This is a genomic window from Rubripirellula reticaptiva, from assembly GCF_007860175.1.
Classification (GTDB): Bacteria; Planctomycetota; Planctomycetia; order Pirellulales; family Pirellulaceae; genus Rubripirellula; species Rubripirellula reticaptiva.
The window spans coordinates 1,245,733-1,258,116 of sequence record NZ_SJPX01000001.1; the positions used below are offsets into that span (position 1 = coordinate 1,245,733).

Annotated in this window: 8 protein-coding genes; 2 read left to right on the forward strand and 6 right to left on the reverse strand. The window is 55.8% G+C overall.

What is annotated here, in order from left to right; translation table 11 throughout:
* Window positions 1-16 precede the first annotated feature (16 nt).
* From Poly59_RS04430 to Poly59_RS04450, 5 genes are all read right to left on the reverse strand, one after another.
* Complete coding sequence (locus Poly59_RS04430; protein ID WP_146532808.1) at window positions 17-4,492, reverse strand: endo-1,4-beta-xylanase; 4,476 nt, start codon at window positions 4,490-4,492, stop codon at window positions 17-19.
* A gap of 161 nt (window positions 4,493-4,653) precedes the next feature.
* Window positions 4,654-5,223 carry a redoxin domain-containing protein gene (locus tag Poly59_RS04435; protein ID WP_146532809.1) on the reverse strand — a complete coding sequence of 190 codons (570 nt, stop codon included), beginning with the start codon at window positions 5,221-5,223 and terminating at the stop codon, window positions 4,654-4,656.
* A 23-nt stretch (window positions 5,224-5,246) separates the two neighbouring features.
* Window positions 5,247-6,188, reverse strand: a complete 942-nt coding sequence (locus Poly59_RS04440; RefSeq protein ID WP_146532810.1) for a rhomboid family intramembrane serine protease — start codon at window positions 6,186-6,188, stop codon at window positions 5,247-5,249.
* Between the two features lie 176 nt (window positions 6,189-6,364).
* A complete protein-coding gene (locus Poly59_RS04445) occupies window positions 6,365-7,780 on the reverse strand; it encodes a S41 family peptidase (protein ID WP_146532811.1) in 1,416 nt (471 codons plus the stop codon).
* A gap of 126 nt (window positions 7,781-7,906) precedes the next feature.
* Entirely contained in the window at window positions 7,907-9,142 is a 1,236-nt protein-coding gene (locus Poly59_RS04450; protein ID WP_246151375.1) for a DUF4013 domain-containing protein, read from the reverse strand.
* A 226-nt stretch (window positions 9,143-9,368) separates the two neighbouring features.
* Between Poly59_RS04450 and Poly59_RS04455 the strand changes: the two genes are divergently transcribed.
* Window positions 9,369-9,710 carry a hypothetical protein gene (locus tag Poly59_RS04455; protein WP_246151376.1) on the forward strand — a complete coding sequence of 114 codons (342 nt, stop codon included), beginning with the start codon at window positions 9,369-9,371 and terminating at the stop codon, window positions 9,708-9,710.
* A 243-nt stretch (window positions 9,711-9,953) separates the two neighbouring features.
* Entirely contained in the window at window positions 9,954-11,360 is a 1,407-nt protein-coding gene (locus Poly59_RS04460) for a trypsin-like peptidase domain-containing protein (RefSeq protein ID WP_246151377.1), read from the forward strand.
* A 135-nt stretch (window positions 11,361-11,495) separates the two neighbouring features.
* Here the strand turns inward: Poly59_RS04460 and Poly59_RS04465 are convergent, their stop codons facing one another.
* Window positions 11,496-12,293 carry a metallophosphoesterase family protein gene (locus Poly59_RS04465; protein ID WP_146532814.1) on the reverse strand — a complete coding sequence of 266 codons (798 nt, stop codon included), beginning with the start codon at window positions 12,291-12,293 and terminating at the stop codon, window positions 11,496-11,498.
* Window positions 12,294-12,384 lie beyond the last annotated feature (91 nt).

Consider the following 12,384-nt stretch of genomic DNA (forward strand, 5'->3'; position numbering starts at 1 on the left):
TTGTCAGTAGCCAGTGTTATCGCGACTTTCCGTAGGTTGATCGGAATCGAATGTATTCGGCAACGCCAATCAATCCGTCGAGGTCGTATGAAAACCCGGCGTTGTATCCATTTTGACCTGGCGATTTTGCGTAGCTGTTCCTGAATTGGATAAAGTCGGTCACGCCAACGATTCCATCTCCATCGACGTCGCCATAGAGCGAGTAAAAACGATCAAGAGGATTGTCGCCCAGTGAATAGTTACCGCCGGACGATCCGTTTCCATCGCCATCTAGCATCGCGACGGTGTTTCGTTTGGTAACGAGGCTTGAATCAATCGTGATGCGATAGTCACCATTTTCCAGGCCACCGTATTGATTGACGGTCGTTGTTCCAGTGATCGCGCTAAGGAATGTCAACACGACACGTGTTCGCTGTGGGACACCTTGATCCAAGACGTCGACCGTGTTGACTTGCAACGGAACGCTTGACGTCGACTGGCCATCGGAGATTCGATCAACGGTAAACGCACTTGGGTCAACCGTGGCAAGCCCATCAAAGTCAACCTCGACTTGGCGAACAACCGAACGCGAGGTGTTGTCGGCACCAATGGTCACTGACTGCACACCAAGCGGCGACTGTCCGTCGGTGAAGTCGATGCGTGGCGATAGGGTCGACGAACCGTCGAATTCCGAGTCATCGCTGACCACCGTGACGGATAGTGTTTCGGATTGGTTGCCTTCGATCGAGTAATCTTCGATCGGTGTGATGGTCACGGGCTGAGGAGTGTCCCAGTTCTGGAATGTGAACGTTAGTGTGGATGGTGACGTTGTGACTTGAGTTGACGGGGCGATCGTAACCGTGACGTCGCTGGTGGGTGCGTGCGTCAGAACCGCAGTCACGTTCGATGCATTGCCTTCGGATCCCGACAAAACCGGGGTCGACCAAACGACGCCCGGCAAGGCGAATACAAGCGTGCCGTCGGTGCTGAAATCAGAAAGTGAACGAGTCACCGTCTGGTTGTTGTACGTGACTGTGATCTCATAGTCGCCGCGAAACACATCGGCCGCCACATTGCCGTCACCACGCGTGGTCCCACGCGTGTCGGTCCACCAGGATCCAAACACGAGGTCTTCGTAGACCTGGCCGTGCGGTCGGATCGAGAAATCAGCGTTGTACATTGCTCCGTCTGGACGCCAGTGCGCTTCGGACCAGAATCCCCAATGAATGAACTCGTCGATCGCCGATTTGCTGAATGCGATCGTCATGTAGTCACGCAAATAATCAGCTTGCAGTTGCCGGTCCTGGCTGGTGATGTCAAATTCGGTGATCGCGATCGGCAGATTGAACGTCGTGTGATAGGTGTCGATCAACGCACCAAAGACCGCGATGTCGGTCAAGTTTCCGTCGGTATAGTGGCTCTGTTCGCCAATCCGTTCGATCGCGTTTGCGGCAGTTAGTGTTTGCAACCACGAATCAAAGTTGGCACGGTGGGCAGCGTTGTTGCCGTTGTTGGCAAAGATGTCATAGTCGTTGAGGACTCGGTCGCCCGTCGGATCATATTGGCGAAACAAATTGAACCAATCCAAAACGACGCCTGCGCCCAACGCTTCAATGGCGTCGGTGTTGGTGAAGGGTTCGTTGACGACATCCCATTCGCCCGTGACGCTAGCGAAGGTTGTCGCGACGTCTTCAATGTGTGTCGCAATGGCTTGCCGCAAGTAGTTTTCGGCGTTGGCCGAATCACCAGCTGCAAGAGTTGTTTGGTATGTGTTCCAGACGGACGCGGGCAGGTTGTCAGCGCCTGGCCAAACTGCGTTGTGGCCTCGCAGATACAAGCCGCTATTCACAGCCCAGTTTGCGACTTCAATCGCGCGAGCCCGATTGGATTCGAGTTGCGGCCACTTCAAGCTGTTCTCGATCACCGCAGTATTAAACAGCCGAGTGATTTCGCTTTGATAGGTTTGGAAATCCGCGTTTACGGTATTGGGATCAAGTTGGCCGCCGAGGCTGTCAATTGCCGATCCAAACCGAAACGCGTGTGATGCTTGTTGGATCGAAACCACGGCTCCCTCGACGGGATTGCCCAACGCATCAATCACATGAACGGTCAGTTCAGATTGGCGGTTTGCTACGATGTCGTCGACTGCCGAATCTCGCCACGAATCTTCGGCATCTCGGCCAACGTAGCTGATCGACGGTGACATGCTTGGCAATTCGTTCAGGTTGGCCGTTGCTGATACGTTGGTCCAACGAAGATCGGCAACTTCCACGGTTTGGGGATCGAAACCCAAGTTCAGCATTGCCTGCAAACCTTCGATCGCGAAGTCTGCTGTAGCAGTTGCCATGATTGTGTATTTCTGCCAGGACGAGGTGGGCTGAATTAGCTGGCTACTAAGCGTGGCAAAGTCGGTGGTCGTTTGGATCACAGCGTTGATCCGCGGATTCGCGCCGGCAACACTGCGAGCATAGAAGTCAAATTCAAGGTTGTCACCTGATCCGACGGGTCCCGAATTTCGGCCGCCATATTGGAAACGCCACGGTTCGGCGCTCGGTGGATCTCCGCCCGTGGGCGTCGTCACCGTTTGGATCTGTTTGGCCGTTTCAAATGGTTGGTTGGTAACGGAAACCGATGTTGTTGATCCAAATCCACTGCCGCCGTTGACCAATTGCACGTTCGCCGGAGTGACGTCGCGTGGCGCTCCGTACGCGTACAAGTGAATGTCGGCGAACTGAATTGTCTGTGGTTTTGAACCCAGGATGAAACCAAAGGCCATCGGCGTCGTTGTGCTGTCATACGGCCGTGCGATCGTGAAAGGCACTTGGATTCGTGTCCATTGTGTCGGCACATCGATCGAGTGATCAAGGCTGTGGTCATAGGGCTGACCATCGGTTTCCGCGATAGCCGTGATCTTGCCTACGCCGCCGATCGAACGAACATAGAAATCAGCCAGCATGACGTCGCCGGTTTGAAAACCCTGCAGGTTCCCAAACCTCAGCTGCGAATCAAATTGGCTGCCGGTCACGGTCGGTATCGCGGCCTCAATCACATTGGTGAAGGGAGCGGTTGGTGTTATCGAAGTGAAGTTGCCGCCGAATTTCGCGTAGTTGGTTAGTGGAACCGCGGGGCTGACTACAAGTGTTCCGGTGGGCGGTTCGACGTCGTCACTGATGATCGCTTCGGCCCGACGCTCGCTGATGAATCCAACGTCATAGCCAGCGGAGTCGACGACTTCAAAGATGATCGATTCCGTTCCTTCGCTAAGTGAGTCTGACACCGGGTTGATCGAGACAGTTGCCGATGTCGCACCGGCGGGAATCGTGACTAAACCGGACGCGGTTCCGGCATAGTCAACGCCGGGTGTCGCATCCCCGCGCAGTGAATACGAAACCACGATCGGATCGTTGGTAGGTTGCCCCGTGCGGTGAACGACAAATTCGACTGGGGCGACTGCACCCTCGGACACTTGTCCGCCGCTCGCAAAAACTCGGACCGTCGGAAGTGGTGGCGATAAGAACTGGCCGTCGAGCACTTCAACGGTTTCGGAACCAGGCTGCGTCCAGCCCACAGCGATTGGGCCCGACGATTGACCGCTCTGATAAACCAGTTCGATCGCGTACGCCTGGCCAGCAACCAATTGCACCGGATCGGATTGTTGTTGCGGCGTCAGTGTCCACTGTTGGGCGGCAGAGGACGCTGGAAGCGACGCGATCAGTTGTTTTGCATCCGGCGATTCTGTGTTGCTAAGCCAAACTTGTGCGAGGCCATCGCCGGCAACAAAGAACTGGTAATCGCCCGTGACGGGAACGTGCAACAGAGCCGACGAGGATCCGATCGTTGCCGAAGTCGACGATGATGTGACTTGTAGCGAGGGTATTTGGCCAAGGTCATCGGGGTCGCTGGGATAGCCTGTCAACCAGTTCGATGCGGGCACAGCAGGATCGACATCCCAAACGCGATTTTGGATCGACCCGAGTTCCGTGGCGAACAACTGCGCCGGTGCAATGGGTTGTAATGGAAGCGAGGGGCTTGACCAATTCAGTGAGACGTTGGCATCGCCGCCGGTTTCGCGATACTCCAATTTGATTTCGTAACGTCGTCCTGAAATTAAATTCACCGTCGACGTTTCATTGGTCGTTGATGAATCCCAGTTGTCGATGACCGCGACGCCATTGATCCACAATCGTGCACCGCCATCGGCGGACAACGCAAACGCGTGAGGTTCGGTGAAGGAGGCTTCGACTTGGCCCGTCATGCGGACTGAAAACGCGTCGACGTTTAAACCCGCGACGGGCGCTGACGCCGCCCAGTCTTGAGTGATCGAAGATTCGACGTTAGTTGCAACGATTTGCTGTAGGTCGATGTCCGCGAAATACTGGGCCGTGATGCCGGACCCGGCGAACGAATCGATCGCTAGCAAGCGACGGTCTTCCAGTTTTTCTAACCGGATGCTGTGCCGCTTGATTGTGCTGCAGTGTTTTTTGACGCGTCGATGTCGCGATACGTTGGACAAGATCAAAACCTGTGCTGGATCAATGGGAGCGGCGCAAACGCGCGGCCCTACGAAGGCTCACGATTTTATCTAACCCTGGTTATTTCGCGAACGAAAGTCCGAGAATTTCTGTTGGGGGTGCATGCACCCCGTAAAACGTCTAGAAGACCGGTTCATTGGTCCTATAACTTTTTCAACGCTTTGACCACATCGTCAGCGGTGCTGCGACCGGCGTGATTATCACTGACCAACTTCCAGGCAACGTTGCCTTGACCGTTGATCACAAACGTCGCTGGATAGGCTGTTTCGCGAGGTGCATTCCAACGCAGGCCCCACTTGTCGACCATTTTCATATCCGGATCGCGGACCATCACGATCGGGCTGGGCAACGTCCGCGGTCCCATGAACTCGGCAGCATGATCTTCCAGCGATTCGGATGGGCCGGGGTACACCAAAACGATTCGAGATGCTCTTTCGCCGATTGCCTTGGCTCGGTTCGCCAGCGCTCCGACCTGTTTGCTGCACAGCGGGCACTGATAGCCAGGAAAGCCGCGCAGCACAACAACGACAACGGGCCCACTGTCGCATTGTTTGCTAAGCGAAAACATCTCGTCGCTGCCAACGACGGGCAGTTTGAAATCGGGCGCTGAATCGCCAACCGCTGGCGACGCTGGAGCCGTTTCTTTAGCAGCGCTGGTGCAGGTGGGGGCAACCAGAATCAAGAACGCGGCCAGTCGCAGTGCATTTGTCATGGGAGAGCCGTTTCAGTACAGAGTTATTGGTTTCGTTTTTCGCGTTGCCGACGACTGTATCGTTCTAGGATTTTGCGTTCGCCCGCCGTCAGACTTGATTCGCCTTGCTGGTGAATCTTGGCCAGAATCCGATCGGCGTCGTCGGCTTCCTGAGCAAGTTTCTTGTCCGGGTCGTGGAGTTTGATTTTCATCCGTCGAGATCGATCTCGCATCTTCGACGGCAGATCCATCAATGAATTCGGCGCCATCCATTTCAGATTCCATCGTTGATAGAAGTATGCCAAGGCAAATCCGGCGCCCGCCAAGTGGACCGTGAACGCGGTGTTGCCCGAGGAACCCATGCTAGACATCAATCCGATGGCACCGAGCACATCCATGGCGACAAACAAGACTGCCGCGATCCACGCTTTGACGGGAATGACCATCATCAAATAGATCTGTTGATGGGGGTAATAACAGGCAAACAGAATGACTGTCGCCACCACCGCTCCGCTGGCACCGATCGTCGATGCTTGAACACCGGTTGCCTGGAACATCACGATGTTGGTGACCGCCGCCACGATGCCGCCGAACACGATCGCAACCAAATAGAATCGCAGGAACTCCATTTGGCCGAGACGTTGCTCGATGATTCGGCCAAAGAAGAACAGCCCCATCATGTTGAACAGGACGTGAAAGATTTTTTGGTAATCGTGGACGAAACCATACGACAGCAACTGCCACCACATCCATGGCTTGTACAGCGTGTCGCTCTTGACGGACAACCAATCGGCGATCGGGCTGGATTTGACCATCGCCTCGCTGCCGTCGGAGAGCCGTATCGGCGTCGTGTTTTGAAACAGGACTTCGGCAAAGAACACTGCCACCGTCACGACGATCAAAATGATTGTCATGCTGCGAGGGTTCTCGATTCGATCCCATGCGGTTCGTTCGTCGCGTCCGTAGTCGCGGTCGTAAAGCCCCATCAAAATCCTGCGAATAAGAGAAGTCCAGCGAAAGGCAATGACCAGATGTTACCAGTGATCGGCCGGGGCTCGTAGGTCGGTCCGGGGCGACTGTACGTGAAGGCTGCTTTTCCGGCAGCTACGCCGCTTCTTTCACGCGGCTTCGCTACTTTTTTCACGCGGCTTCGCTACTATTTTCACGCGGCTTCGCTGGCCGGGGTTTTGGCTGAGATTTGCTTCTTCAGCGTTTCGACGGCTCGCCGCAATTGCGGGTCGATCATCGTGCTGGAGCTCATGGTTTTGGGGGCTTCAACGGACAAAGACTCCGTTGCCAGAGCCGGATAGGCGGATTCGGTCCATCGGCGAGCCACTTTCTTTAGGCTTTCTTCGTCCAATTCGACGACCATGGATTCATCCGGCGTTACTCCCCATTCGTCTTCGTCAGTGGCATCTTTGACGCGGTGGATGTTCTTGCCGCTGGGGCGATAGTACCGGGCCACGGTCAATCGCAGGGCGCTGCGTCCGAATTGCAGCGGCAGAATATTCTGGACCGTGCCTTTGCCATAGCTGCGAGTGCCGACGATGGTGGCGCGCCCGTTGTCCTGCATGCAGGCCGACACGATCTCGCTGGCACTGGCAGAATTGCCATCGATCAGAATCGCGAACGGAATCTTGGTGTCGACCAACGTTCCTGGTGTGGCGTCGAATTCTGATTCGATGACGCCGCCGCGAGTTCGCGTTGAAACGATGTTCCCCGAATTCAAAAACATGTCACTGATGTCGGCGGCCGTATGCAGAAGTCCGCCTCCGTTGCCGCGCAAGTCCAACACAATCGCGCGAAAGTTGTTGTCCAGTCCTTTTAATGCCGCCGCCATTTCGTCGGTCGATTTGTCGCCAAAGCTAGTCAAGCGAACATAGGCAATGGTGGGATCTTCACGGAGGCGATAAACCCATTGATCATCATCATTGCGATAATCGCCGACGACGGATTCAAGCTCGATGCGTGCCCGTTGAACCTGCAGCGTCGCTTCGACATATTCAACTGGTTCGTCAGGTTCCGCCGATTCCGTTTTTTCCAATGGCGCGATATTTTCATCTTCTACAGCGATTTTGGGTTTCGTGTTCGACTTGGTTGCTCGTTTGACGACTACCAATACCGAAGTCCCGATCGGGCCACGCAGCCGTGTGCTGACATCGGGCAGGGGCATCTTTGAAACGTCTTCACCATCGACTCGAATGATCAGATCGCCGGGACGAAAACCGGCTGCGAGCGCCGGTGATCCAACCAGCGGCGTTCGCACTCGCACAGGGCCGTTGTCTTCGGACGCTTCGACGAAAATCCCGATTCCCGCGAATTCTTGATTGATGCTGTCTTGGAACGATTCGTACGCCGCGCCGGGAATGTACTCGCTGTTTTCGTCCAGTGTTGACGTCATCCCGTTCATCGCAGCAAGCAAAAGCTGGTCGCTGTCGACCGGATCGACGTAGTAAGCATCAACCAAATTCATCGCTTCGCCAATGATCAATGCTGTCCGAGTGCGCCGGTGAGTGGCGTAGCAAAGCAGGCTGATCGCCGCGGCGATGATGATGATGTTCAGATTGCGTGGTGACATTGAAAGCCAAGTCGTCAAAGCGAGTGAGGTTCGAACGGCCGCATTTTACCCGCTCGATGCAACCTCACGTAGCCATGGGCTGGGAACCAGCCTGGCCAATGTTTGGGCTCTCCAGAACGGCTGAACTTAGGTGCCACCTAAAAAGGGTACCGGAATAAGGATTGCGTGCTGTTGAACCCAGGTCTGCAGCCCATCCCAGCTGGTGTACTGGGACACATAAACGAACACCAGGTACACCGCCACAACCGGAACCAGCAGGAACCGGGCGGTCCACTGTGAAGTTGTCGCCCATCGACCGGTGGGTTCGGGACGCGATCTTGCACGGCGAAGTGCCAGTCCTTCGGCGATTCTCGCCGGTAGGATGAAGGCGACAAAGACGAGACAGGGCAACCAAACGACTTCACGCGGAGTCGCTTCGATTTTTAACAGGTACAGCGGTATCGGAAGAATCACTAATCCGCAAACCATCGCGCCCAGCCATGCCCACGGTGCGCATCGAAAGTCACGGCGAATGCGACGAACTTCGAAAAGAGCCCGGATTCGATTTTCGGAGGCAAAGTTTGCTTGCAGCATCGGTAAGTACATCAGCGCGACACCAAGCATGATCAACGACACGAACCCAACCAGGCCAGCCAATCCGGTTTCGCCATTTCGAAACGCGGCAATGATGATCATTGCGGGAATCAGCCAGACGAGTGTTCCGGCCGCGCCGCGAAGACCCAACCAGAAATATCGTGGCAGTTCCAGCGAAACCGTAAATTCCCAAAGTCGGTCGGGCATCGAGGTCCATGTGGATAGTCGCCAAGCCTCGCGGAAAAAACGTTTCGGTTGCGGCCAAAGGTAGTGCCCGAGTCGTCCTCCACGGACCCACGCCCACAACAAATACCCCGTCGCGAATAGGGCTGCCGCGATTGCGCCGACTCGCAGCGCTGTGGCTTGGTCCGAACCGGGGTTGATCAGTGACGCGACCGATTCCCAGTGCGTCAACAATTGAGTCGGCAGTGCTGCGATGAACACCGCCGCTAGCGTCATTCCGATCTGGCCCGCCTGTCGCAGTTTGGGCAGCGAGTCTCGAAACTTCGCACCCGATGCCAGTTCGCCACTGACCGACAACAGGTACCCGAACGCGATCAGTTGAACGATCGGAATCGCGGTCAGTAGGGCTAGCAGCAGAATCAAGGACGCAATGCTGAAAGAACCCCGGACCGCCCAAACGACCCAGTTTTGCAATCGCCGCACTCGGCCTGGCCGGGGGAGCGTCGCGAAGACGGTGTGTACATCTGCATCGATGCTGTCCGCAACTGGATCGGTGACGATCAGTTCAGCGGAGATCAGCTCATCGGCAGTGGTGGCTTGGTTCACAAATAAGTATCCCAGTTTGTCGCGACGAGGATGGATTCGTCGCTTCTTGCTCGATCTTGGCGATCGGATTTGACGGTTGCGATGTTTTTTCTAAAGTAACCTGCTTCGGTGGCCGATGCTGAAATATAGATCTGTCTTGGGGGGATACTCGTACAGGCACCGCGAAACTTCGCGTCGTCGTTCCATGCGCCACTGCTACCCTCAGTCTCTATCAGTTCGCTTACTCGTGTCGTCTGTCTTGATTAGCCAATCGGGGTGCTTGGCCTTGAATGTGCCGAGCGAGCGACTACACGATCCGACTGACGCGGGCGGCATTCTAGGCGACTGGAAGAGCGATTCCATCGGCGGTTGCCACCATTTGGCTGGCGGCTATGGAACCGGAAGCGGCTTGCCGGCCGGATACGACGGCGAGTGCATCGATGGCGGTTCACTTGAGGTCGATCCGTTCGGGTCTGCATTCGGGTCCGACAGCACTGAACCGAAACCACCCGAAGTGCCGTGGCCTCGGTTTCATCCCGTTCCGACGCGGCCTGTTTTTGGTACGCCGGCGGCCGACGTTGGCTACTAAAACAGTCTGAAAATTCGTCTGTTCTTTTGCCACGCTTGGCATGTGGTCCCGCGGTTGGGCTCGTTTGGGGGATGCCGGTGTTAAGGTTGGTAAACCTTGCGGCGTGATCTCTCGCTGGTCAAGGTTCGCAGTCGAATGTTCCGATGCAAACATTCATACCGGTCATGCCGGTGGAAATGAAGGCGGATGGATTGTTAAGTCCGCCTGAATGTTTGCATCCGAATGATTCGGGTACGGGAACTAATGCGACTGAAAAATACAGCATCCCGCGCTGCGTCCTGTGTGATGATCGCCGCCGCTCTTGTCGGCACGCTCATCAACGCAGATTCGTCGGCCGGACAATCGCCATCGCGTCGAGTTTCCGACATACGTGAAACACCGACCGTCTTGGCCATTCGACGAGTCTCACCGGCCGTCGTCAATATTCATGGACAGAAAACAGTCCGTTCCACTGCCGCCGGTATGGCTGGTGCAGAGGGGCCTGATTCTTTCCGACAAGTCAACGGCATGGGAACCGGCGTGGTCATCGATCCACGCGGTTACGTGATCACGAATTATCACGTCGTTGAAGACGTCGATAACATTCAGGTCACGTTGTCCAACGGCCAAAACACGACCGCTGAACTCGTTTCAGCCCGCATTCGGAATGACCTGGCGTTGATCAAAGTCAACATCGATGAGCCGCTTCCGACGATTCCGCGAGGCACAAGTAGCGATCTGATGATTGGTGAGAGTGTGATCGCGATCGGCAATGCTTATGGATATGTTCATACCAGCACGCAAGGCATCATCAGTGCACTGCATCGCGATGTGCCGGTCAATGATACCCAAGAGTATCGTGATCTGATTCAGATCAGTGCTGGCATCAACCCTGGTAACTCCGGCGGACCGCTACTGAACATTGCTGGCGAGATGATTGGTGTGAATGTTGCGGTCCGAGTCGGTGCCCAACAAATCGCGTTCGCGATTCCAATCGACCAAGTGATCGAAGTCGTCACCGACATGATCGAACAGCACAATGAGTCTCGTTTGATGACCGGCATGCGAGCCAGCGGTGGGCCGCTCGATAATGATGGCGTCACCATCGCCAACGTATCCGCTAGCAGCCCCGCCGCCCGTGAAGGGTTGCAGGCTGGTGATCGTGTCGTCCGCATCGGATCGCAACCGATCAACAGTCGTTTGGACTTCGCATTGGCGATGATCGACTCGGCACCCGGAACTCCACTGCAGTTCGGTATCGAGCGATCTGGAAAAAGAATCGATTTGGCCGTCGTCGGCGAGTCAGCGGTTGCTGATTCACAATCGGTCGCAGACATGGCTTGGAACGTGCTCGGTATCCAAGCTAAGCCGGTCGCTGAGTCGACGATGCGCCGGTTGAACCAGCGGATGAAGACACCGTACCGCGGTGGCCTCTACATCACTCGCGTTCGTCCTGGGTCGGCTGCCGATCAACAGGGCATCGTCAGTGGTGACGTGTTGCTTGGGATTCACGGCTGGCAAACGTCAACGATGAAGGACTTGGCTGGCATCTTGGAACATCCCGACATGCAACGTGGTCCGCGAGCAAAATTCTATCTGGTTCGCAAAGAGCAGACGTTGTTCGGTCATCTGCAACTCGCCGCCCAACCGGCCCGAAGCTCACATCGCTAGAGTTGGTTCTTTTCGAGACAGTTTCTTACGAGTCAATCGCCAGTGTTCACGTCCCTGGGTGAACTTGATCTGCTTCCCGCAGCGATCGAGTTTGCCGACCCAGCGGGGACGAGATCACTGGCGATTTTTCTGGATTCAAGTGATCTCAATCACAGCTTCGATTCCGGGTTTCCCATAGACGGCTGATCCGGTTCGCACCGTCAAGTTCTCGGCCATCTGCACGACGCCTTCGTGATGTGTGTGACCACACAGTACGCTAATACTGACGCTCGGGTGCGACTGGTTGTACTGTAGCAGAACCTGGCCCAAGGCGCCGCATACAAACGAGGGAGCCCAGTTGTCGTCTGCGATTCGGCCCTCGTACCAGCATGCTTCGCGAAATGGCGGCAAGTGGGTCAGTACCGTAATCTGCCGAGCCGTTGCCGGCAGTATCGCCAGTTTGTTGGCGAGACGTTCGGCGGATTCGTGCCCCAGTTGCCGGAGTCTCTTTGTCAGGTTTTTGTGCGTCAGCCCGGTGAGGTCTTCGATCTTTTCGAAGTCGCGCAACCGGATCGGTGAATGGTCGAAGTCGCCAACGGTGGCGTCGCCCCAGCCGTCTTCACCGACGAGGAAGACATTGTCGATCAGTTCAATCGGTTGAGAATCGGTCAGATAGACCAGTCGGCGATCGTCGCGTGTGGCCGAGACAACGTCACGCCGTGTGCGGCTGATTGAGGAATCGTAGAAATCGTGGTTGCCAAGAACAAAGTAGACAGGCAGGTTGGACGCATCGGCGACGCGACGAAGTTGGATGACGACGTCTTCGCCTTCGGAGATATCGCCAGTGATCCACAGCCCGTCGGGCGACGTTGCCGTAACATCAGCGACCCAGTCTTGCCAGGCGGATTCGGGAACATGATCGAAGTGCGGGTCAGTCGTCCAAACGAATTTCACCGCAACATTCCCTTACCTCCGGCCAGGACTTGTCCTGGCCTTCGTAGCTTGACCAACGTGGCTCGATCTGTGGCCGTGCGACAATGCCCTG